The 22010-nt window shown below is 59.8% G+C and carries 18 protein-coding genes and 1 tRNA gene; 11 read left to right on the forward strand and 8 right to left on the reverse strand.

The annotated features are described in order from the left end of the window. Window positions 1-15: 15 nt before the first annotated feature. Together ACOBR2_RS03845 and ACOBR2_RS03850 are read right to left on the reverse strand one after the other, a co-directional pair. Window positions 16-975 carry a DsbA family protein gene (locus ACOBR2_RS03845; protein WP_420238743.1) on the reverse strand — a complete coding sequence of 320 codons (960 nt, stop codon included), beginning with the start codon at window positions 973-975 and terminating at the stop codon, window positions 16-18. 95 nt (window positions 976-1070) lie between these two features. Beyond that, on the reverse strand, window positions 1071-3482 hold the full coding sequence (locus ACOBR2_RS03850; RefSeq protein ID WP_420238744.1) for an LPS-assembly protein LptD: 2412 nt from the start codon (window positions 3480-3482) through the stop codon (window positions 1071-1073). A gap of 419 nt (window positions 3483-3901) precedes the next feature. On the opposite strand from ACOBR2_RS03850, the gene ACOBR2_RS03855 reads away from it, so the two are divergent. Continuing rightward, window positions 3902-5341 (forward strand): RDD family protein, encoded by a 1440-nt coding sequence (locus tag ACOBR2_RS03855; protein WP_420239971.1) that lies wholly within the window; start codon window positions 3902-3904, stop codon window positions 5339-5341. A gap of 263 nt (window positions 5342-5604) precedes the next feature. On the opposite strand, the gene sthA is transcribed toward ACOBR2_RS03855, so the two are convergent. Beyond that, window positions 5605-7011, reverse strand: a complete 1407-nt coding sequence (gene sthA, locus ACOBR2_RS03860) for a Si-specific NAD(P)(+) transhydrogenase (RefSeq protein WP_420238745.1) — start codon at window positions 7009-7011, stop codon at window positions 5605-5607. Window positions 7012-7454: 443 nt separating this feature from the next. Next, window positions 7455-9167, reverse strand: a complete 1713-nt coding sequence (locus ACOBR2_RS03865; protein ID WP_420238746.1) for a HAMP domain-containing methyl-accepting chemotaxis protein — start codon at window positions 9165-9167, stop codon at window positions 7455-7457. A gap of 295 nt (window positions 9168-9462) precedes the next feature. Here ACOBR2_RS03865 and ACOBR2_RS03870 point away from each other — a divergent pair, with 295 nt between their 5' ends. The 3 genes from ACOBR2_RS03870 (at window position 9463) to ACOBR2_RS03880 (ending at window position 11618) form a co-directional block, all read left to right on the forward strand. Next, entirely contained in the window at window positions 9463-10830 is a 1368-nt protein-coding gene (locus ACOBR2_RS03870; protein WP_420238747.1) for an acetylxylan esterase, read from the forward strand. A 143-nt stretch (window positions 10831-10973) separates the two neighbouring features. After that, a complete protein-coding gene (locus ACOBR2_RS03875; RefSeq protein WP_420238748.1) occupies window positions 10974-11270 on the forward strand; it encodes a nucleotidyltransferase family protein in 297 nt (98 codons plus the stop codon). Window positions 11271-11294: 24 nt separating this feature from the next. Further along, window positions 11295-11618, forward strand: a complete 324-nt coding sequence (locus ACOBR2_RS03880; RefSeq protein ID WP_420238749.1) for a DUF86 domain-containing protein — start codon at window positions 11295-11297, stop codon at window positions 11616-11618. Here the strand turns inward: ACOBR2_RS03880 and ACOBR2_RS03885 are convergent. Next, a complete protein-coding gene (locus tag ACOBR2_RS03885) occupies window positions 11615-12115 on the reverse strand; it encodes a GNAT family N-acetyltransferase (protein WP_420238750.1) in 501 nt (166 codons plus the stop codon). The two genes, ACOBR2_RS03880 and ACOBR2_RS03885, sit on opposite strands and share 4 nt — an antisense overlap. Window positions 12116-12204: 89 nt before the next feature. On the opposite strand from ACOBR2_RS03885, the gene ACOBR2_RS03890 reads away from it, so the two are divergent. From ACOBR2_RS03890 to plsX, 3 genes are all read left to right on the forward strand, one after another. Then, a complete protein-coding gene (locus tag ACOBR2_RS03890; protein WP_420238751.1) occupies window positions 12205-12756 on the forward strand; it encodes a YceD family protein in 552 nt (183 codons plus the stop codon). A gap of 152 nt (window positions 12757-12908) precedes the next feature. Further along, window positions 12909-13097, forward strand: coding sequence for a 50S ribosomal protein L32 (gene rpmF / locus ACOBR2_RS03895; protein WP_420238752.1), 189 nt, complete (start codon window positions 12909-12911; stop codon window positions 13095-13097). Window positions 13098-13107: 10 nt separating this feature from the next. Next, window positions 13108-14163, forward strand: coding sequence for a phosphate acyltransferase PlsX (gene plsX, locus ACOBR2_RS03900; protein WP_420238753.1), 1056 nt, complete (start codon window positions 13108-13110; stop codon window positions 14161-14163). A gap of 348 nt (window positions 14164-14511) precedes the next feature. On the opposite strand, the gene ACOBR2_RS03905 is transcribed toward plsX, so the two are convergent. Together ACOBR2_RS03905 and rsmA are read right to left on the reverse strand one after the other, a co-directional pair. After that, window positions 14512-15786 carry an ABC transporter permease gene (locus tag ACOBR2_RS03905; RefSeq protein WP_420238754.1) on the reverse strand — a complete coding sequence of 425 codons (1275 nt, stop codon included), beginning with the start codon at window positions 15784-15786 and terminating at the stop codon, window positions 14512-14514. A 146-nt stretch (window positions 15787-15932) separates the two neighbouring features. After that, the gene (gene rsmA, locus ACOBR2_RS03910) at window positions 15933-16721 is read right to left on the reverse strand and encodes a 16S rRNA (adenine(1518)-N(6)/adenine(1519)-N(6))-dimethyltransferase RsmA (RefSeq protein ID WP_420238755.1); all 789 of its coding nucleotides are present in this window, start codon (window positions 16719-16721) and stop codon (window positions 15933-15935) included. Window positions 16722-17048: 327 nt separating this feature from the next. On the opposite strand from rsmA, the gene cysD reads away from it, so the two are divergent. Genes cysD through ACOBR2_RS03930 form a run of 4 tightly spaced genes read left to right on the forward strand, consistent with a single transcriptional unit; the run spans window position 17049 to window position 21714 of the window. After that, a complete protein-coding gene (cysD, locus tag ACOBR2_RS03915; RefSeq protein WP_420238756.1) occupies window positions 17049-17999 on the forward strand; it encodes a sulfate adenylyltransferase subunit CysD in 951 nt (316 codons plus the stop codon). Continuing rightward, window positions 17999-19765, forward strand: coding sequence for a sulfate adenylyltransferase subunit CysN (gene cysN, locus ACOBR2_RS03920; RefSeq protein WP_420238757.1), 1767 nt, complete (start codon window positions 17999-18001; stop codon window positions 19763-19765). The genes cysD and cysN overlap by 1 nt, the downstream gene beginning before the upstream one ends. Then, entirely contained in the window at window positions 19766-20464 is a 699-nt protein-coding gene (locus tag ACOBR2_RS03925; protein WP_420238758.1) for a phosphoadenylyl-sulfate reductase, read from the forward strand. Between the two features lie 29 nt (window positions 20465-20493). Then, window positions 20494-21714 (forward strand): anaerobic sulfatase-maturation protein, encoded by a 1221-nt coding sequence (locus ACOBR2_RS03930; RefSeq protein ID WP_420238759.1) that lies wholly within the window; start codon window positions 20494-20496, stop codon window positions 21712-21714. Between the two features lie 59 nt (window positions 21715-21773). Here ACOBR2_RS03930 and ACOBR2_RS03935 read toward each other — a convergent pair. Beyond that, window positions 21774-21858, reverse strand: a tRNA-Leu gene (locus ACOBR2_RS03935). Window positions 21859-22010 lie beyond the last annotated feature (152 nt).

Genomic DNA, 22010 nt, shown 5'->3' on the forward strand with positions numbered 1-22010 from the left:
TCAGTGAATCAAAGTTTATTGGCTCTCTGCGGGATTGGACGCAGGCTTTTTGGCGGGGGTAGCAGCATCCGGAGCGGGCGGAGGAACGATGCCTTCGGCGCGCAGAGCGCGGTCAATGACCTTCCAGACGTCTTCCTTCGGTACTGCGCCGCTGATGCGCTCGCCATTCACATAGAGCACCGGTGCGCCATCCAGGCCGAGTTCCTGAGCTTCCTTGAGCGAGGCGCGCACTGCAGTTTCGTCCTGTGCGGTGAGGCAGGCGCTCAGCTTGTTGGTGTCCAGGTTGGAAATTGTGGCCAACTGGCGGGTGATGCGGTCCAGAGTCTCATTGCTCTTGGAGATGTCGTGGTCCTTACCGTTGACCTCGTCGCCGTGCGCATGGAGGTAGTCCACATAGTTCCAGTAGGATTCCTGACTCTGCGCGCCCAGGCAGTCGGCGTCGATGGCTGCGCGCATGGCCCAAGGGTGGATTTCCAGCAGGGGGAAGTCCTTGTAGATGAAGCGCACCTTGTCACCGTAGCGGGCCTGCGTGGACGGAAAGAGCTGCTGGTGCATGCGGGCGCAGTAGGGGCACTCCAGATCGTCATAGCTGATGATCGTGACCGGGGCCGAAGCATTGCCACGCACCGGGCGATTGGCGGTGTCGATTTTGAAGGCCAGCTGGTTGGTCAGATCGATTGTCTCCAGGCGGCCGAAGGTCTTGCCGTCGGTGGAGATCAGGAAGTCAATGCTCTGGGTGCGACCGGCGTGGCTGAGGGTGATCGGCAGGGTATCGAACCCTGTGATGCTGCCTGCCTTGCGCGCACCGATCGAAACGTCGAAGTCGGGCGGTAGGTTGTACTGCGCGCGAACCATCACCTCAATGCGGCGAGTGCGTGCAGCATCGTCCAGATTGGCGTTGGCGGGGGACTGGGCCTTGCAACCCACGGTCAATGAAATGGCCAGCAGAACGGCCAACAGGCGTATATGCGACACGTGCGGAATCCTCTGTTGCAAGAATACAGGTTCCAGGGGAATAGCTCCTAGCCTCCAGCTTCTAGCCTCTAGCAACTGGCTCCCTGTCCCTGCACTTAAAATGCCGGCGGCAGGGATGGATCGCGGAAGACGGAGTTGGAGCGGCGAATGTCACCGACCGAACCGAAGTTGGCGAGGGTAAAGCTGTAGAGCCACTGGGTTTCGTTACGTACACTGCCCAGCTCAAAGCGGCGATAGCCGAGCGTGAGTCCACAGCAATCCCAGTTGTAGGTGGCCTGTGCGCCGCCGTATTGCAGCTCATTGAGCACAAAGTCATAGCCGACATTGGCGGCCATGTTCAGGCCGGATTTGCTGGGTTTGCCGATGCTCACGAAAGGCTGCAGCAACTGGCTCTTGATGGTGGAAGCCGAGCCACGGCTCTCATCGACGGCATTGAGCAGCGCATGGCCCAGACCGATGGTGGTTGTGCCGTGGGTGTAGCCGGCATAAAGGTTGTCGGAGCTCAACTGGCCCTGATGGGGATCGTAATCCACATCCCACTCAATGCGAATGTCGTCGATGGCCTCAAAGCGCAGGCGGCTGATAATGGGCGAGATGGTGTGCGGATCGGTCAGGAAGGCCACGCCCGTCAGGTCCAGTGTGGAGTCGAAGACGTTGCGACGGCCGGTGATGATGGCCCCGCCAAAGTCGGGATCGATGAAAAACTTTTGACCGACGGTCCAACTGGCCCACTCGCGCGGTTTGGCCGCGCAGGGTTTGTCGGGCTGGGGCGTGCAGTCAGACTCATGGAGCGGCTTGAGGTAAAAACGTTGATTTACCCAGAAGCCGACCTCATTGGTGTCGGTGGCAATGTCCGTGGTGTCAATCAGGACTACGTTCTGTTCCTTCTTCCCAACGCCGCCCACGTAGTGGTAGTAGGCTTCCGGCTCAATCACGTGACGCAGAACCCGGTTCAGGCCCGGCAGCACAAAGTCGCGTTCGATGGCCGGGGCGTGGGCGTCCAGGCGGGCTTCGCCGTAAAAACGGTTCAGCGGATTCTGATTGACGCTGGGTACGCCGTGGCGCAGGTCGGCCAGGTCCGGGTTCTGGCTGATGCTGTAGGTTGTATTGCGGAAGCCGACCTCCGGGGTCAGGCTCCAGCCGTCGGCCTTGAGCGGTAGCGACAGATGCGGATAGAGGTCAAAGCGGCCCACATTGCGCGCATGAAAGCGGGGCTCGGAACGGTCCATGAAGCTCAGAGAGCTGTTCATGCCCCAGTAGAAGGGGGAATCGGGACCAAGTTGTTGATCCACGCTGTCAAAGTGCAGGCTGGGCAGATGGAGGATGCGTGCTTCGTCGCCGGTGGTGGAGCTGGCAAAGGTCTCAAAGCGGTCCGTCTGGATGGAAGGAACGTAAGCCTTGTAGACGCGGCTGAGCGACAGATCGCTGGCTACCTGCGAACTGATGGCCTGCGAATAGTTGTCGTTGAAGACCAGCCGGTATTGGTAGTTGGACAGGTATTCAACCGTGCCGGCAACGTGCGTGGAGGAGTCCAGATCCTTGCGACCCTGCGCCACCAGATCCACGCCGCCCTGATTCACCTTCTCGAAGGTGGTGGTCGTGGTGGTAACGCCGGTGCTGGAGTAGACGTAGTTGGTTACGTTCTCCCAGACGCCGCGATCAAGCAGCGCATTCCAGCGCACCAGCATGTGATCAAGGCCGTTGCCCTTGTAGCGGAAGTCGCCATTGGGCGCCCAGCCGCGCTTGCTGTAGAACTCGGTGCCCACCACCATGTCCATGCTGCGATTGATGGCCCAGTAAGCCTGCGCTCCGGAGATGAAGCCCTTGATAGAGGAGTTGCTGATGAGCGGAATGAGGATGCCGCTCTCCCGTCCGGTTTCATCCATGGGGCGGCGCAGGTAGGGAAGATAAAACAACGGCATGCCCAGGAACTTGAAGACTGAATTGTTGGTGGAGGCAGTCTTTTCATCCATGTTGATGGCGTGCGCGATGACCTGCCAGTCGGGCTTGGGCAGGTTGCAGTTGGTCATGGTGCCGTCAATGAGGTGGAATTTGCCTTCACCCGATTGCAGCAGTACACGCCCCGTAAAACGCAGGGGCGTGGGGGTGGAGTAGATCGACCGTCGGCCGTCGGTGTGAATGCCCTGCGTACCGCTCACGTTATAAAAACGGGCGGTATGCATGTTCAGGCGCATGTCTCCCTGGGTGGCCTCAAGATGCAGATTCATCGGTCCGCCATCCAGCTGCAGATGGCCTTCGGCTTCCAGCTCGCTGGAGGCGCGATGGTAGACGACGTGATCGGCATGCAGGATGTAGTTGCGGTAGTGAAAGACGACGTGACCGGTGAGGGTGAGCACGTCTCCGGCGCGGTTTTGTTCATCGGCATCCCACTGGACAGGAATGCCCTCGGGAGTCACCGGCTCGGGCTCGGCCACAGGAATCAGTTCCTGGCTGGGATCGTCGGGCAAAGGCTCGCTGACAGGTTGCAAGGCCGGCGCTGGGGACACAATTTCGCTCGCCACTGGCTGAACCACAGCAGTAGGCGTTGCAGAGGGTAGCGAATTGGTCAACGTCTGAGCCCTCAGAACCTGATGACAGAGGGCCAGCAGCGTGATACACAGTAAAGTACGAGGACGCATCCGATCTCTTGGCATGGAACCAAGGCTCAGCATAGCAAACCCGGCTCCCAGTCGGTTGGACGCAATCTTCGTTGCTCTGGTAACAAGACAATACGAGCCGTCTGATTTTCCCCTCGCAGATGCATTTCTGTCGAGGACGGCCTCGCATGGTTCCGCGTACCTTCTTCCTCCAAATCTGATTGTTTTGACCGGACCGGATATTCTCCGTTCTGGCCGGGATCTTCGAGCAGTGGCTTGCCAGCCGGATGGCGGCAGTCCACGAGGAAGGAGAAGCAACCTTGAGCACCATGCCAAATCCAGTGTCGATGGCCTGGAAAGAAGAAGTAAACCGGCGCGTGGCTGCGCACAGGAGTCGCAAGAACGGCGAAGTTGCCGATCAGGGCGCGGCTCCGGAGACATCGATCGCAGCCAGCAGTCGCGCCGCTCAGGCCATGGCCCGAGTGACGGCCCGCTACGCCAATGCGCCCAGCTACAGTCAAGTGCTGGCCGAGGAAGCGCGCGTTGCCGTGCGTGCCGCCGAAGCTGCCAGCCGCGCCGCACAGCAGGCGCACGCCGCAGTGCAGTCGGTTCTGGCCGGGCTTGAAGCTCAGGTGGCCAACGACACAAAGCGTGCCGTGGAAGCTGCGCAGGTGGAGCGTCCGCAACTGGAGCGTCCAAAACTTGTGGGTCGCAAGCCGGTCGTGGAGAGCCCCTGGCTGATCGCTTTGCCGCAGGCTGCGGTGGAAGGCCCACAGGAGGCCAAAGTCAGTCCGCCTCTTTTGGAAGAGTTTTTGCCAGAGCAGACTTTGCCGGAGCCCGCTTTGTGTGTGGCGGAGCAGACGCCCCCCCCGGTTCAGATCATGCTCGCTCCGGTTGCCGTCGCAGAGCCCCTTCCCGCTCCCGTTGTGTACGATCCGGGCGAACTGGCTATCCGCTGGGAGCCAGCCTTGCCTGAGCGGCCTCAGGCACCGGTTGCCACACCGGAGCCCGACCTGTTCCAGGCTGCCGTGCAGGATTGGAACGACGTCCGGGAGGCGCTGGAGAGCGCGGCCAATGGCGTGATCGAACCAGCGCTGCCGATCCACGCCAACCTGATCGAGTTTCCGCGCGAGCTGGTGGCCACGCGTCGGGTGCGTCCACGCCTGATCGAAGGGCCGTTGGCTGCCGAGTCCGAGTCGGAGCAGATGAGCATCTTCGAGGTGGATCCCGCCACTGTTGCCACCGAGGTGGCCGAAGCCTGCCAGCCTGCCGCTGAGGCTGCCTGGCCCTCCATCCAGCTGGACGAGCAGCCGGAAGAGGAGCTGCTGGCCGAAGAGGAGCTCCGCGGCGAGGCGCGCCCCATTGAAGCCGTTTCGGCGGACTGGCGCGTGATGGCAACGGTGGTGAATTTTTCTCTGGTACTGGGCGCCACGCTGGCGGCATCGCTGGCTGCGGCCAGCTACACCGAGCAACTGCCGTCGCTGCGTATGGTCGAGGTGGGGTCGATCCTGGCTTTTATCGCCATTGCGCTGCTTTACAGCCTGTTGTTCAACGTTCTGGCTGGCGGCACGCCCGGCATGCGCTATGCGCAACTGCGGTTGATCACCTTTGAAGGCAGCAGGCCCGGCAGAATGCGTCGATTGGCACGTCTGGCGGCCATGCTGCTTTCGATTGCTCCCGCCGGTCTGGGGTTGGTGTGGATGATCTTCGACGAAGATCATCTTTGCTGGCACGACCGCCTGACCCGCACCTACCTGCGGCGCTACTGAAGAACAGAGAACCCTCAGCTTTTAACCTACAGCTGAGGGTTCTTTGTTGTGCGCGGAAGGCTGCCTGCAACCCATCCGCAGTCTGCAAAAAACAGCTCTGAGCCACCGCATCTCACCGCCCCTCCAGGGCGGATCCCCCTGCTCGCAGCCATCCCAGGGCTTCCCCTTCGACTTCGCTCAGGGGCCACCCTGGGCTACTTTCGCACTGCCCCTTGCGGGGCAGATAGAATCTTTCCACGCTCGATGCGCTGATAGCGGTACTTTTAGTCCGGCTGGTATTTCGACAATCTGCCCAGTCCGTTGAAGGCGGCCACTTTGTAGCACTCGGCCAGCGTCGGGTAGTTGAAGACCGCGTCGATGAAGTACTGGATGGTTCCGCCCAGCGCCATGACGGCCTGACCAATGTGCACCAGCTCGGTGGCGCCCTCGCCGATGATGTGAATGCCCAGCAGCAGTTTGGTTTCCGGGTGGAAGATCAGCTTGAGCCTGCCATTGGTGTCGCCGCGGATCTGGCCGCGAGCCGTCTCACGGTAGTAGGCCATGCCTACCTCGTAGGGCACGTCCTCGTTGGTCAGCTCCTCCTCGGTTTTGCCAATGAAGCTGATCTCGGGAATGGTGTAGATGCCGTAGGGATAAAAGGCTGGCTGGGAGATGGCGCTGGCGTCGTCAAAGGCGCGGGCGGCGGCAATGCGGCCCTGCTCCATGGAGACGGAGGCCAGCGACGGGAAGCCGATAACGTCGCCTACGGCAAAGATGTGCGGCACCGAGGTTTGGAAGTGCTCGTTGACCTCGATGCGGCCACGGCTGTCGGCTTCCAGACCGGCGACGGGCAAATTCAGTTCTTCCACATTGCCCTGGCGGCCTACGGCGTAGAGCAAAGTATCGCCGCTGACCCGTTTGTTGCTCTTCAGGTTGGCAACCACCGTGCCCGGCTGCGGCTCCTCCACGGTGTCTACCTCTTCGCCCAGGCGCAGGGTCATGCGCAGGTCGCGCAGGTGATAGCTGAGCGCCTCGATGATCTCGCGGTCGGCAAATTCCAGCAGGCGGTCGCGTTTTTCCACCAGCGTAACGCGTACGCCCAGCACGGCGAACATGCAGGCGTACTCCACGCCCACCACGCCGCCGCCCACCACGATCATCGAACGGGGCAGCTTCTCCATGCCCAGAATCTGGTCGCTGTTGATGATGGTTTTGCCATTGATGGGCACATGCTCGCTGCTGGCCGGCTTGGTGCCCACGGCCAGAATGATGCGGTCGGCCTCCAGGAAGGTTTCGCCGCCCGGATTGCGCACGCAGAGCCGATGCGGATCCACCAGGCTGGCCATGCCGTGCACCACGTCAATGCCGTTGCGCGAGAGCTGCGCCTCGGTCACGTCCACCTCGGTCTTGATCACCGCCTGAATGCGATAGGCCAGATCGGCCATGGTGATCTTCTCTTTGACCCGGTAGTTGACGCCGTAGATGGCGCGGTAGTTGAAGCCGGAGAGGTGCATGACGGCTTCGCGCATGGTCTTGCTGGGAATGGTGCCGGTGTTGACGCACACACCACCCACCACCGTGCGGGCCTCCACCAGCGCCACGCGTTTACGCATTTTGGATGCGGCTACAGCCGCGCGCTGCCCGCTGGGGCCGGAACCGACCACGACAAGATCGTACTTGACACTGCTCATGAGCTATAGACTCCGTTGCACCTGATTGTAGGATGAACCGCAGCCCGGCTGGACGCGAAAGTTTGCAAGGATTTTTGTGCGAATGGGGGAGGGGACGTTGGCGGACCGGGAAAAGTGGAACAGGAAAGTCCCTTGCGTGATTATGCCGTAAAAGAAAACATCGCGCCATCTATGAAAGATGGCGCGATGAGGGCTAGGGGCCACCGCACTGGAGACGGCGATGGAGGGGTAAGGATCGCCGCTACGCAGAGAAAAGGTCCAGGAGCGGCCGTGCCCAACAGGAATACAAGACCGAAAAACCAATCTGGAGTTTCTGCGCTCGGAAGGTTCCAGCCAATGTCGCGCGGCCCGCAGGCTGTGCGATCGTTTTGTATCTGCCGGAAAGACTTCCGTAGTGCAGGTTTCAGAGCCCCAACAGAGCAACTCTGTTGGGGGCTGCAGTCTTACGAGTTGGCAGTGCGCAGAGTGCTTTGATACGCCGGACGGGACGAACCCGTTAAGCGTCCACCATTCTGCCGTGCCTGTTCAATCTGGAACTGACGGATCATGCCGTCCAGATCGGAGGCCAGTTCTGCCAGGTTCTTGAGCGCTTCAACAGCCTCTTCAGCGCCCTGTGCGGTTTCGTTGGAGAGTTGCGAGATCTGGCCAGCAGATTCCGAAATCTCGCCGGAGGCCGCGGTCTGCTCGGTCGCAGCCGTGGCAATCAGGTTGATCTGGTGTTCAACGTGTTTGGAGGAATCGATGATGGCTTCCAGGCTCTGATGGGCCCGCGAGGTTTCCTTCAGGCCGTTCTCGACTGCCGTGCGGCTTTCTTCCATCAGATCCAGAGTGGCGCGGGTTTCATCCTGAATGCTGCGGATGGTTCCGGCAATCTCTTCGGTTGCGCTCTTGGTACGTTCGGCCAGACGGCGGACTTCGCCAGCCACCACCGCGAATCCACGACCGTGTTCGCCGGCGCGGGCAGCTTCGATGGCAGCATTGAGAGCCAGCAGGTTGGTCTGTTCGCTGATCTCCTGAATGACGCTTACTACCTTGCCGATCTCTTCCGAGCGGCGGGCCAGGGATTCCATCTTTTCCGCGACCGAATGGGTGGCAGTTGAGATCTTCTCCATGGTCTGTGCGGCAGCCTGCATCACTTCGCCACCCTGATCGGCGCTGGCGGCCGAGGTGCGGCTGGCTTCAGCGGCAGTTTCCGCGTTGTGGCTGATTTCGCCGATGGTGGCCGTCATCTCCTGCGCGGCGGCCGCAATCTGGTTGATCTTGCTGGACTCAACGCGGGCATTGCCGGCGCTCTCGATCGAACGGGCGCTCATCTGCGTGGTTGCGCTCGATAGCGTGTTGGCACCCTGAGCCACCGAGGCCAGCACTGCGCCAATGGCTTCGGCACTCTTGTTGTAGGCCTCGCCCAACTGGCCGATTTCGTCGCCTCCGGTAATCTGCATGCGGCGCGTCAGATCCTTGTTGGCCATGGCTTCCAGCGCTTCATGCAGATGCCCCAGGCGGGGAGCGATTTCACGGGTCAGCAGAACACCGGTGATAGCGCACAGACCCACGATCAGAAGTGTGACCAGCGTGTCGATCCAAAGCGCATGAGCGCTGTTGTTAGAAAGGTCTTTGGCGGAGTGCATGCCGCTTTCGGTTTTCAGCTCCGAGTCTTTGGTGGCAGACTGCATCGCATCGGCATATGTCTTGGCCACGCTTTCAGAGGCAAGCACGTCAAGCGCTGTCGCGGCGTCTCCTGCCTGCAGCTTCTTTACGGCGGTGTTGCTCTGTTCCAGATAATTGTCAAACAGTGTTTTGAACTGATTGTAGTTCTGCCGCTCGGCATCGATGACAATCAGTGGTTCGTAGGTGGCCAGCGCCTTGTGATACCTGTCGATGGCGCTGTTACGCTCTTCCACCTTCTTGGCGGTGCACTCTGAGGACTGGCAGAGCAACAGGTCAAGATCACTGCGCCGTACGCCATTCATGCCTCCCAGTGCCTCAGTAAGAGCCGATACCGCGGGAAACTGTACCGTGCTTACTTCGTTGCTTGCAGATGCAATCACATGAAAGGTGGAAAATGTGTAGATTCCAAGTGCGATGCAAAGACCGCACACGATGCCGAATGCATAAAGAAATTTACTCGCTACGGGAAGATTGCGAAGCCACTGCATGGTGTAATTACCCCTTCCAAGGAAACTCCCTTTGTGTATCGGCAGATAGCGGTACGGCATGAGGAGCACGGGGAGGTAAATGGGGGGAAATCCGGAAAATAATTATCCGGTTCAAGATGCGGAACATAATGCAGCACAAATAGTTCATTTGGCCGCTTCCGGTTTTGGGAGCTATGCTGTCAGGGTCCGATTTCCGCCTGCGGAAACGTTCTGAAAGAGGTCAATGATCATGAGAAAAAACTCATGGCGCGGGTTCTGTGCCTGCTTCCTTTTGCTGTGTTCAGGTTTTTCCAGCGTGCTAAGGTTGTCGGCGCAGACTGCTCCTGCTGCTCCCGCTGAAGCTGTCGACAGGGCTTCCCGTCAGGCTGCGGAAAAGGCTGCCGCCCTGGCCGACCATCAACAGATGATGGGTCAGCTTGGCATTCAAACGCTGCGTCCGGCGGCCAGCCACGATATGAAATTGCCCAATCACGTGAACTACGACGAGGCCAAGGCCAATCCCTATCCGAATCTGCCCGACCCGCTGCGCTTGAACAATGGTGCGCCGGTGAAGACGGTCGACCAGTGGTGGAAGCAGCGCCGTCCGGAGATTGTGGAAGCGTTTGACCGCGAAGTGCTGGGCCGCGTGCCGGCGGGTGCTCCCAAAGTGCGCTGGGAACTGCTGAGCCAGAGCGAGGCGACGCTGGGCGGCGTGGTGGTGGTGGAAAAGCACTTGGCCGGGCACATCGACAATTCCGCCTACCCCGCGCTTGCGCCCACGATTGACTTGGTGGTGGGGCTGCCCAAGGCGGCAACCAAGCCCGTGCCGCTGGTGCTGGAACTGGCCTTCAGCCCCCAGGTGCTGGCGGCAATCGCCCACAGCCTGCCGGAGATGATTCCCGGTGGCCCGGGCAATGAAGGGCCCAGCTGGCAGGAGCAGGTGATCAAGCGTGGCTGGGGCTACGCCGTGATGCTGCCCACCAGCTTTCAGGACGACAGTGGAGCCGGTCTGCGTTCGGGCGTGATTGGTCTGGTGAACAAGGGGCAGCCGCGCCATCCCGACGACTGGGGCACGATCCGCGCCTGGGCCTGGGGCGCCAGTCGGGTTTTCGACTACTTTGAAACCGATAAGGGCATTGATACCAAGCATGTGGCCATCGAGGGCCATTCCCGCTTTGGCAAGACGGCGCTCACCACTATGGCCTATGACCAGCGCTTCAGCGTGGCCTTTATCAGCTCGGCCGGAACCGGCGGCGACAAGCTCTATCGTCACGTGATGGGCGAGCAGCTGGAAAACCTGACCAGTGCGCCAACCTTTTATTACTGGATGGCGGGCAACTTCCTGAAGTATGGCGGACCGCTGACCACGGGCGATCTGCCGGTGGATGCGCATGAGCTGATTGCACTTTGTGCGCCGCGGCCGGTCTTCATCAGCGTGGGGTCGGATACGGCGGGGGACGCCTGGGCCGATCCGGTGGGTGAGTGGCGGGGAGCGGTTCATGCCGGCCCGGTTTACCGGCTGCTGGGCAAAAAGGATCTGGGCACAACGACCATGCCGCCTATGGAGCAGGGTCTGCTGGCGGGCGATCTGGCCTTCCGCCAGCATCGCTTTGGCCACACGCCGGGGCCCAATTGGCCCACCTTCCTGGACTTTGCCAATCGCTATCTGGTACCGGCGAAGTAAAAGTCAGGAAACAGCAAAAATAAAGACGGGCGGCCATGGAGCCGCCCGTTCCTGTTGCCGCGGGATGGTTCTCTGCGGGAGAAAATCTCCACATTGCAGCAGAATTCATTGAATTCGCGGCTCTGCTGTGGCAAAGTTGCGCTATGGACCGGACTGCTGTGCTCGAAACTCTTCGCCGCCACGAACCTGAACTGCGGGCAGAAGGTGTCGTGCATCTGCGCCTGTTCGGATCGGTTGCGCGGGGCGAGGCTACGGTCGGCTCTGACGTCGATCTTGTGGCAGATTTCGATGCGGCTTATCGCCGGACTCTGGTGACCATGGCGCATCTGGAAAATCATCTGAGCGATTTGCTCGGTGTGCGCGTTGATCTTGCCCTCTTCAATGCGCTCAAGGAACCGGTGCGGGAGCGGGTTCTGCGCGAGGCGTTCCTTGCCTTTTAAGGACGAGTATGCCTGTTTCGCGATATGCGGGACAGCATCGGGTTGATCGAAAGCTTTATCGACGGTATGCAACTGGAAGATTTTCGTTTCGACGCCAAAACACAGGCTGCGGTTGAAAGAAAGATGCAAATCATCAGTGAAGCAGCCATCCGCCTGAGGGATCGCGCCGATGAGCTTTGTCCCGGATTACCCTGGCGGGATATTCGAGGCATGGGCAACTGGCTGCGGCATCAGTATGACTTTGTTGACCTCGATACAGTCTGGAACACCATACAGGATGATCTGCCCCGGCTGAAAATGGCGATTTTGCCCGTCCTGGCGCGTATGGAAGCACAAACGACGACTTAGATCTGTTTCACCATCACGATGCCGTGCACTTCCACGCCGTCCTTGACGGTGCGTCCGCACAGGCACTCCTCGGTGCCGTCGGCGACGAATCCCCAACTGCGATAGATGGGGTGGAGTTCGGTGCGCAGGTTGAGGACGACGATTTCGGCCTCACTGCAGCCAGCCTCGCGCAGGCGGCGGGTGGCTTCATCGGTCATCAAGTGGGCCAGGCCGCGTTTCTGGTGGGCGGGATGGACGGCCAGCATGCCCAGATAGCCGCGTTTGCCGCGCAATTCCATGGAAAGCGAACCGAGCAGGTCGCCCGCCGGGCTTTCGGCGATCAGGATGGGGCCTTTGGCCATTGCTGCCGCCAGCCGGGAGGGGTCGGTACGGGTTCCCTCCAGAAATTCCTCTACCGCAAAGGCGGCGTTGATCATCGGAATCAGGCGGCTAGCGTCCTCGGCCGTGGCCAGACGATAGCGCACTTCTGAAGAGAATATTTTTTCTTTTTCCGGCATGGAAAGAGGATAGGTCCGTATTGCGTTGACGCCAAGCAGAGAATGGAAACGGACTACCGCGCGGGGCGGGAATAGGGTAGGCTCAGAGTATGGAATTCACGATTACAGAGCTGGAGCGGGAGCCGATCGAGTTCGACCTTGAGCTGGCTCCGGGGGCTGTGGAGCTGGGCGAAGAGGCCGAGCAGACGACTCCCCTGGCGGTTCAGGGCCAGGCCGAAGTCTTGCACGAACATCGCGGACCCCACGATGTGGTGGCCGACATCCGGTTGCGGGGCAAGTTTCAGGGAAGCTTTCTGGTTCCCTGTGCGCGTTGCCTGGAGCCCGTTATGGAGCCGCTGGAAGCGGAATTTGACCTGATTTTTCGTCCTGCGGAGGTAGATTCGGAGGGCGGTGAGCGAGCAATCTCAGCGCAAGAAACCGAAATCGGGTATTATCAGAAAGACAGTCTTTTGCTTGAAGACGTGTTGCGCGAGCAGGTTCTTTTGTCGTTGCCCGCCCGCACACTGTGCAAGCCAGACTGCAAAGGGCTCTGCCCGCGTTGCGGCACGAATCGCAACAGTCAAAGCTGCAACTGCGAAGAGGGTCCATCCGACCCCCGCTGGGAGGCTCTGGCTGGACTCCGCAATCAGGTCAAGCTCTGAGAATTCAGCCCCCTGTTGAGAGCAGGGTGTCCGGCAAATAGCCCCTGTGCCGTTCCACGAGCTGCCTGGTTCAGACTGGGTAGAGGGCGGGAACGACGCGAATCTTCGCGTGTGCACGGAAGGCAGAAACCGGCTAGGAAAGGAATTACATCATGCCTAATCCAAAACGGCGCCACTCGTCGCGTCGCACCTCCATTCGTCGCGCCCATGACTTTTTGACTGCTGCTGGCCTTTCTGAGTGCCCGGCTTGCCACGAGAAGAAGCTGCCCCATCGCGCCTGCCCCAAGTGCGGCGAGTACAAGGGTCGCGCTGTCCTCGTAGTGAAGGAAGTCGAGAAGTAGATCGACGCGCATGCTGATCGATATCGCGCTCGACGCCGTAGGTTCCGATAAAGCACCCGAGCCGGAGATTCGCGGGGCAATTCTTGCTTGCAAGCAATTGCCCGTACGCGTTCATCTGGTTGGGCCTGAACGGGAGTTACGCGACCAACTCGACGAGCTGCTGGGCGATGATGATCTGCCCATCACGATTCACCATGCCTCCGAAAGGATCGGCATGGAGGAAAAGGCTGCGCATGCTGTGCGCACCAAACGTGACAGCTCGATGCGCGTGGGCCTGAAGATGGTCCGCGAAGGCAAAGCTGCAGGTTTTGTGACCGCTGGCAACACTGGTGCCGCCATGGCTACGGCCAAGATGGTGCTGGGTGCGTTGCCGGGTGTGGATCGCCCGGCGCTGGCCACACCCATGCCTGCCGCCACCGGAAGCCCCTGCGTGCTGCTCGACGTGGGTGCCAACGTGGACTGCAAGCCGAGCAATCTGCAGCAGTTCGCGGTGATGGGAGAGATTTATGCCCGCACCGTGCTGAAGATTGAATCGCCGCGTGTAGGCCTGCTTTCGATTGGCGAAGAAGAGACCAAGGGCAACGATCTTACCCGCGAAGCCTTTCCGCTGCTCAAGGCGCTGCCGATCAACTTCATCGGCAACGTTGAGGGACGCGACATCTTTTCCGGTCTGGCAGACGTTATTGTGTGCGACGGCTTCGTCGGCAACGTAGCGCTGAAGACCAGCGAAGGTGTGGGCCGCTTCGTGCGTGAAGTGCTGCGCGATTCGCTTACCCGTACGGTTACGGCCAAGGTTGGAGCTCTGCTCAGCCGCCAGGCCTTCAATGAGTTCCGCCACCGTCTCGATTATCGCGAGTACGGCGGTGCACCGCTGCTTGGTGTGCGGGGCGTGGCCATCATCGGCCACGGTTCGTCGAACGACCGCGCCATCTATAACGGAATCCGCGTTGCCTATGAGTTTGCCAAGGGCGGCACGGTGGCCCGCATCGAGAAGGAATTTGCCAGTGCTCCGCGTCTACGCGGTAGCGAGGCTCAGCCTGCCCCGGAGCTACAACCCGAAGCATAAGCGACGAGTCCTTCTAGAGAGATTGCAATGAAGTCCAGTCCCGCAAGGGACTGGACTTTTTTGTTGAAGCGTGTCTGGAGAAACTTCAGAATCACCGTGGGCTTGAAAGGTTTCTTCTCTCTTAGTATCTTGCAAAATTCAATTGAGACGACATGATGTGTGAGGGTAATTTTGCAAGCATCGTGCAGGGAACAGAGCATAGGCTGAATCAAAGAGGCTTATTGCCCGCAAGAAGCCATCAGTCGCCTTTTACTGCAAGAAAAAGGCTGTACCGGCCTGAGTAAAAGCCGATACAGCCTTGGTCTGCAAGATGAGCTGGAAGCTGGGAGCTAGAGGCTTCCAGCTGCCTTACTCGTACTTCAATGCGTCCACCGGGTCCATCTGGGCGGCGCGGGTGGCTGGAATGGTGCCGAAGATGACGCCTACGGCCATGGCCGAGGCCAGAGCGACCAGCACCGACCAGATCGAAATGGGCAGCTGATAGTCGGTGAAGAGGCGGATGAAAAGAGGCACAATCAGGCCGAGCATGGTGCCGACCAAGCCACCGGCCAGCGAGATGAGGATGGCCTCGGTGAGGAACTGCATGCGGATCTCTTTGTAGGTTGCGCCCAGCGCCTTGCGGATGCCGATTTCGCGGATGCGCGAACGCACCGTGGCCAGCATGATGTTCATGATGCCCACACCGCCCACCGCCAGAGTGACGGTAGCCACAGCCACCAACATGGCAGTAATGCCCCAGAGAATATTGTTGGCGATGGTCAGTTCGGAGCTCATGGTTTGCGCCTTGTAGACCGAGTTGGAGCGATGGCGGGTCTGGATAATACGCACAATCTCTTCGGATGCGGCAGGCACTTCATTCATGTTGCGCATGGAGAAGTAGATCTGGTTGACCCTTTCGCTGCCGGTAAAGTAGCGCACCACGGAGTAGGGGATCAGGATGGTTTGATCGGCGATTTCCGTCTGGCCGAAGTCATCGACTGCCAGCTTGAAGACGCCCACGATGGTGAAGGGAATGCCGCTGATCTCGAAGGTCTGGCCGACGGCCGCATCGTCACTTCCGTAGCGTTCTTTGGCAAAGAGTTCGCTGACGACGGCGCACTTCATGTGGGTATCGTCGTCGTATTTTTCCAGAAAACGGCCAGAGAGAACGACCAGATTGCGAATGTACTGGTACTGGTCGCTGACGCCCAGAATCAGGGTGTCTTTTGTAACCCCACCGCCAAAGTTGATGCGGTCATGCATGTCGGTAATGGGCGAGGAATAGATGATACCGGGTAGCTGCGCATCCACAGCCTTTTCGTCTTCGCGGGTCAGGCTGTCGGAATTATGTACCCGCGCACTGGCCATGGGGCCGGCTCCGGAGTATTCCACTTCCACCGCGTTTGTTTCGATTTTTTGCAGCTGTTCCATGGCATACTGTCTGCCAGTCAGGCCGATGGTCACCACCAGAATCACCGAGGCTGTGCCGATCACCATGCCCAGGGCGGTGAGCGCAAAACGGGCCTTGCTGGCCTTAAAGCTGTCGATGGCAATCTTCAGCACTTCGCTCAGCCCCATGGTCTGGCTGGCGCTGTGCAGCGTTTGTTCAAAGCTGCTGCGGGAACGTTGATCTGTCTGATTCATGAACTTCCTGAGTTGGACGCATCCGGAAGGGTTTTCCGCTCTGTACTGTTTACACCTGGTCCGGGTTTGTCTGGCGTGCGCAATTCAATGATTCTAGATTACGCGGTTTGGGCGGCAGGAAGAAAATCCGGCCATCAGACTGGTAACTATTTTGGATAGATTTTGGCCAGGCGGGCGAAGGCTTCCAGGGGCAAGGCCTCGGCCCGGGCCAGCGGATCGATTTCCGCCTTCTGCAGCATCTCTGCGGCTTCGGCTGAAGTGAGCCCGGCAGCACGCAGATTATTGGCCAGGGTTTTGCGTTTTTGCGCGAAGCTGACCTGCGCCAAACGCAGAAAATCGGCCTCGCCAATGCCAAGCTCGGTAAAACGTGGCGCAAAACGCCAGCGAAAAACCGTGGAGTGCACCTCGGGCGGCGGATCGAAGGCTTCGGGCGGCAGGGTGAAGAGCCGCTCCACGGGGCCGAACATCTGCGTGGTTACGCTCAGCAGGCCGTAGTCGCGGGAGCAGGGATGAGCCGCCACGCGGTCAGCCACCTCGCGCTGCACCATCAGCACGGCGTACTCGATGGCCGCCGAGTGCTCGGCCAGCCGGTGCAGAATCGGTGAGGTGATGTAGTAGGGCAGATTGCCCACCACCAGCAGCTTTTCTCCGGCGGCCTCGGCTGCGGCCGTAAAGTCGAAGTGCAGCACGTCCTGCTCCACCACTTCCACCGGCTTGTTCTCAAAACGCACCTGGATGCGGATTGCCAGTTGGTGATCGACTTCGACTGTAATCAGTTTTTTGGCCTGCGCGGCCAGCAACTCGGTGATGGCGCCCGCTCCGGGGCCCACTTCGACCACCGTGCGTGTTTGCGTTGCACCCAGCGCGGCCACAATGCGGGTAATCGCGCTGCGGTCGTTCAAAAAGTTCTGTCCGAGTTTTGATTTTGGCGGCATCTTCTTCTTTTGAGGATAGACGATAGCGGCCGAAAGTGCTGGTTTTCAAGGCGGTGGCATTTTGCAAGGCGGAAAATCCTGCCCACAGCAGCTTTTGGCCAAATTTGTTCATCCGGGCGGCATTTGTTAGCATCTTGAGTACATGGTCCGCGCTTTCTCCAGCTCGTGCTGTTGTTGCCTGTCAATGCACTTTGACGGGTGTAATTAGTCTTTCCCTCCTGTTCCCCTATCAGGCGCCAGAAGACGCACCCGCAGCCGCAATGGTCCGGGTCGCGCACATTTCCAGCTTCTTCCCGGCCACAGTGAATCTCTACGAATGAGGTACAGATGTCGGTAGACGCAATTCAGCTTCATGCACCCCTCCCTTCCAGGCTTGATCCGCAACGTTTAAGCCATCTGCGGCTGCTCGAGGCCGAAAGCATTCACATTCTGCGCGAGGTGGCCAGCGAGTTTGAGCGGCCGGTGATGCTCTACTCCATCGGCAAGGACTCTTCCGTGATGCTGCGGCTGGCGGAGAAGGCATTTTATCCGGGCACGATTCCGTTTCCGCTGCTGCATGTGGACACCGGCTTCAAGTTTGCCGAGATGCTCACCTTCCGCGACCAGATGGCCAAGTCTCTGAATGCTGAGCTGTTGGTGTGGCGCAATGAGTCGGCCATTGCTGCCGGAACCAATCCTGTGGCGCTCGATACCAAGCGCTGCTGCGCGCTGCTGAAGACGCAGGCCCTGCTGGACGCGCTGAAGCATTACAACTTTGACGCGGCCTTTGGCGGAGCGCGGCGCGATGAAGAAAAGTCCCGCGCCAAGGAGCGCATCTACAGCTTCCGCGATGGCGCCGGACAGTGGGACCCCAAGAACCAGCGCCCCGAGCTGTGGAACCTCTACAACGCCCGCGTGTATCCGGGCGAAAGCATCCGCGTCTTTCCGCTTTCCAACTGGACCGAGATGGACGTGTGGCAGTACATCCACCTGGAAAACATTCCCATCGTCGATCTTTACTACGCCAAAGAGCGCCCCATGTACGTGCGTGGCGAGTCGCTGATTCCCATCGAGCAGTCGTTTGTGGCGCTGCCCGGCGAGCAGCCGCAACTGGTGAAGAGCCGCCTGCGTTCGCTTGGCTGCAGCCCCTGCACGGGCGCCATCCGCAGCGAGGCCGACACGATTCCCAAGATCATCAACGAACTGCTCAGCTTCCGCTCCAGTGAACGCGCCAATCGCGTCATCGACCACGACCAGGAAGGCTCCATGGAGCTGAAGAAGCGGGAGGGCTACTTTTAATGGCGAGTTATTCGATCGATCAAAATCAAAACGGGCAAAATCAAAACAGGCAAAATCAAAACGACCGCAGTATCGACCAGTATCTTGCCGAGGATCAGCAGAAGGACCTGTTGCGCTTCTCCACTGCCGGCAGCGTGGACGACGGCAAGAGCACGTTGATTGGCCGCCTGCTCTACGACACGCAATCGGTCTACGAAGATCAGGTGCGCTCGATTGAAGGCAAGGGCACCACTGCGCCGGGGCAGATTGATTTTGCGCTGCTCACCGACGGCCTGCGCGCGGAGCGTGAACAGGGCATCACCATTGACGTTGCCTACCGCTACTTTTCCACGGCGAAGAGGAAGTTCATCATCGCCGATACGCCCGGCCATGAGCAGTACACCCGCAACATGGCTACTGGCGCATCCACGGCCGACGCCGCCGTGGTGCTGGTGGACGCCAGCAAGGGCGTGCTGATCCAGTCGCGTCGTCACGCCTTCATCGCCTCGCTGCTGCGGGTGCGCAACGTGATTGTGGCCGTCAATAAGATGGACTTGATCGGCTACGAAGAACGTGCTTTCCGTGCTATTGAAGCGGACTTCCGCGATGTGCTCGGCAAGATTGCAGCCGATACCGGCAACGCGGTTGATCTGACCTTTGTTCCCGTCAGCGCTTTGGCGGGCGATAACGTGGTGCACAAAACCGACGCCATGCCGTGGTACACCGGCGCGTCGCTGCTGGAGCTGCTGGAAGCGCTTCCGCCCACCGATGGAGCACTCGACGCAGGCTTTCGTTTTCCGGTGCAGCGCGTGATTCGTCCCGACCACACCTTTCGCGGATTTGCCGGGCAGATTGCTTCCGGCATTGTGTGCGTGGGCGATGCGGTGCGGGCGTTGCCTTCGGGCCGCGAAGCGAAGATTGCCCGCATTGTTACCTATGATGGTGACCTGAACGAAGCTCGTGCGCCGCTCTCGGTGACGCTGGTGCTGGACCGCGAGATCGACATCAGCCGTGGCGATCTGATTGCCTCAGCCGATGCGCTGCCCGAGGTGTCGCGCCACGTAACGGCCTCGCTGGTATGGATGGACGAGAAGCCGCTGGTACTGGACAAACGCTATCTGGTGAAGCACACCAGCCACACCGCGCCAGCCTACGTGCGCGCGCTCAACCACCGCACCAACATTGCCACGCTTGCGCATGAAGCCGCTGCTGAGCTGGGCATGAACGGCATTGGCAGCGTGAATCTTGAGTTGCTGCGTCCGGTGGCGTTTGATCGCTATGGGGAAAATCGTGCCACCGGCGCATTCATCCTGATTGACCCGATTACCAACGGCACGGTGGGCGCGGGCATGGTGACGGCCATAGATGCAGACACCGGTGATGGCGTGGACGATGTGGCGGAAGCTACGGGTCCCGTGACGGCGGAAGAACGCGCTGCGCGTTGGGGCCACTCTGGTGGCGTGCTGGCGCTCGATGGTCCGGAAGAGCTGATGGATCGCGTGGAGCGCTCGCTGTTTGCCGCAGGCGTGATTACGCGCCGCATTGAAAGCACCGATGAGGCAAAGGTCACGCAGCCTGATCTGTTCGCAACGCTGCTCAAGATCGAAGCCAAAGCCGGCCTGCTGGTTCTGCTGACCACGCGCAATGATGAGGAGCAACTGCTGGCGCGGGTGGGCGAGCGCAAATTGCTGGTGGATGGCGCGAATCCTGCGGCGGTGATTGCGGGTGTACACCGTCTGCTGCACGAGGCAAAGATCCTCTTCGACGTGGAAAGGGTGGGGCTGTAGATGAGTACTGCAGAGATCAATGAAGCCGTGAATGCCAAGCTGGCTGCAGTGCGCGCGGCTTTGGTCGCTGAGGTGAAGGGTGCGGGCGATGTATGCCTGACCTGTAGCTTTCAGGCCGAAGACGTCCTTCTCCTCAAGCTCGCGCTCGAACTGGATGCAAAGATTCCGGTGCTCTTCCTCGATACCGGCTATCACTTCCGCGAGGTCTATGAGTATCGTGACCAACTAGCAAGCGCGTGGAATCTGAACCTGGCCAACCTGCTGCCCGCCCAAACCGTGGCCGGGCAGGAGGCTGAGTTCGGCAAGCTCTACCAGAGTGCGCCCGACCAGTGTTGCAAACTACGCAAGGTCGAGCCGCTCTTCAAGGCCGTGGCAGAGTACCGCGTGTGGATTACCGGGCTGCGTCGCGAGCAGGCCAAAAGCCGCGCCGAGCTGGAGGTATCCTCCATCTTCCATCTGCCCGGAGACAAGCAAGTGCTCAAGCTAGCGCCGCTGGCCGACTGGACGACGCGCGATGTGTGGTACGCCTGTGAGCAGCTGGCGATTCCGCGCCTTTCGCTTTACGACAAGGGCTATTCCTCGATTGGCTGTGAGCCCTGTACCACGCTGCCGCTCGATCCGAACGATCCACGCTCAGGCCGTTGGGCGGGTCACAAGGTGGAGTGCGGCATTCACATTGAGGCCGCGCCGCAGAAGTAATTTTTATACGAGGTCTCGCAGAGGAACCTATGGCCAACTTTCATGTCATGACCAAGCCCACGGGGCCGATCTGCAATCTGGATTGCACCTATTGCTTCTATCTGGAAAAGGAAGCTCTCTACAAGGGCGACGCCAAGAGCTTTCGCATGCGCGACGAGCTTCTGGAGAGCTACATCCAGCAGTATCTGCAGTCGCAGGACCGGCCTTCGGTGATCTTTGCCTGGCAGGGCGGTGAACCTACGCTGCTGGGGGTGGAGTTTTTTGAGCGCGTGGTAGCGCTGCAGGCCAAACATGCGGGTGGCAAGCGCGTGGAAAATTCCTTCCAGACCAACGGCACGTTGCTTGACGATCACTGGGGTGAGTTTCTTGCCCGCAATCATTTTCTGGTGGGCCTGTCCATTGACGGCCCCGCCGAACTGCACGATGCCTACCGCGTGGACAAAGGCAGCAAGCCCACGCACGAGCGCGTACTGCGCGGTCTGGGCGTGCTTAAAAAGCATGGCGTCGAGTTCAACACACTGACCGTCGTCAACAATCTCAACTCCCAGCATCCGCTGGAGGTCTATCGCTTTCTGAAGGAGATTGGCAGCCAGTACCACCAGTACATTCCCATCGTGGAAGAGATGGCCGCTGAGCCTGACGCCAGTGGATTGCGCCTGCTCAAGCCTTATGCACGCACCGCCACGCAGGTCTCCGAGTGGTCGGTGGATCCGCAGCAGTACGGCGTCTTTCTTACCACCATCTTTGATGAGTGGGTACGCAATGATGTGGCGCGGGTCTTCGTGAACCTCTTCGACGTGGCACTGGAAGCATGGATGGGACTGGAGCCAAGCCTGTGCGTCTTTGCCCGCCAGTGCGGCAATGCGCTGGCCCTCGAACACAACGGCGACCTCTACTCCTGCGATCACTTTGTCTACCCGGAGAACAAGCTGGGCAACATTCTGCAAAAGCCCATCGGCCAGTTGGCTGTTCTTCCCCAGCAGCGCAAGTTCGGCCAGAACAAGGAACTGGGCTTGCCCCGCGCCTGCCGCGAGTGCGACGTGCTGTTTGCCTGCAACGGCGAGTGCCCCAAGCATCGTTTTCTGAAGACCGAGGATGGCGAGTATGGGCTGAATTACCTCTGCGCCGCCTACAAGCACTTCTTCCGCCACATCGATCCCTACATGAAGTTCATGGCCAGCGAACTGCGCCAGCAGCGTGCGCCCATGAATGTGATGACGTTTGCGAGGGGAGTGGCAAAGAGGGACTAGGGGACTGAACGAATGTGGGGGATTGCAACTGGATGAACTGAAAGCTGAGAGCTGCTTTATGGTGCGAAAGGGGGGACTCGAACCCCCATGGATTGCTCCGCCAGATCCTAAGTCTGGTGCGTCTGCCAATTCCGCCACTTTCGCACGGCTGGGAGCGATGGTATGAAGCATCGCTCTGTCCCATGAGAATTATATCGTTTTCTGGCCTCTGGAATTCTTGCCGTGCACCGGTGTTTTTTAAGTTGTGGGTGAAATCAGAAGCCAGAAAGAGGAAAGGCCGCTCTTGATGCAGAGCG

It is taken from the genome of Telmatobacter bradus, assembly GCF_048629425.1.
In the GTDB taxonomy this organism is placed as follows: domain Bacteria; phylum Acidobacteriota; class Terriglobia; order Terriglobales; family Acidobacteriaceae; genus Telmatobacter; species Telmatobacter bradus.

What these genes read in the sequence shown, in the direction of transcription:
- cysD (WP_420238756.1), top strand. Translation starts at nt 17,049, where the DNA reads ATGTCGGTAGACGCAATTCAGCTTCATGCACCCCTCCCTTCCAGGCTT.
- ACOBR2_RS03855 (WP_420239971.1), top strand. Translation starts at nt 3,902, where the DNA reads ATGCCAAATCCAGTGTCGATGGCCTGGAAAGAAGAAGTAAACCGGCGC.
- rsmA (WP_420238755.1), bottom strand. Translation starts at nt 16,721, where the DNA reads ATGCCGCCAAAATCAAAACTCGGACAGAACTTTTTGAACGACCGCAGC.
- ACOBR2_RS03925 (WP_420238758.1), top strand. Translation starts at nt 19,766, where the DNA reads ATGAGTACTGCAGAGATCAATGAAGCCGTGAATGCCAAGCTGGCTGCA.
- ACOBR2_RS03880 (WP_420238749.1), top strand. Translation starts at nt 11,295, where the DNA reads ATGCGGGACAGCATCGGGTTGATCGAAAGCTTTATCGACGGTATGCAA.
- ACOBR2_RS03885 (WP_420238750.1), bottom strand. Translation starts at nt 12,115, where the DNA reads ATGCCGGAAAAAGAAAAAATATTCTCTTCAGAAGTGCGCTATCGTCTG.
- cysN (WP_420238757.1), top strand. Translation starts at nt 17,999, where the DNA reads ATGGCGAGTTATTCGATCGATCAAAATCAAAACGGGCAAAATCAAAAC.
- ACOBR2_RS03875 (WP_420238748.1), top strand. Translation starts at nt 10,974, where the DNA reads ATGGACCGGACTGCTGTGCTCGAAACTCTTCGCCGCCACGAACCTGAA.
- ACOBR2_RS03890 (WP_420238751.1), top strand. Translation starts at nt 12,205, where the DNA reads ATGGAATTCACGATTACAGAGCTGGAGCGGGAGCCGATCGAGTTCGAC.
- ACOBR2_RS03930 (WP_420238759.1), top strand. Translation starts at nt 20,494, where the DNA reads ATGGCCAACTTTCATGTCATGACCAAGCCCACGGGGCCGATCTGCAAT.
- sthA (WP_420238745.1), bottom strand. Translation starts at nt 7,011, where the DNA reads ATGAGCAGTGTCAAGTACGATCTTGTCGTGGTCGGTTCCGGCCCCAGC.
- plsX (WP_420238753.1), top strand. Translation starts at nt 13,108, where the DNA reads ATGCTGATCGATATCGCGCTCGACGCCGTAGGTTCCGATAAAGCACCC.
- rpmF (WP_420238752.1), top strand. Translation starts at nt 12,909, where the DNA reads ATGCCTAATCCAAAACGGCGCCACTCGTCGCGTCGCACCTCCATTCGT.
- ACOBR2_RS03905 (WP_420238754.1), bottom strand. Translation starts at nt 15,786, where the DNA reads ATGAATCAGACAGATCAACGTTCCCGCAGCAGCTTTGAACAAACGCTG.
- ACOBR2_RS03865 (WP_420238746.1), bottom strand. Translation starts at nt 9,167, where the DNA reads ATGCAGTGGCTTCGCAATCTTCCCGTAGCGAGTAAATTTCTTTATGCA.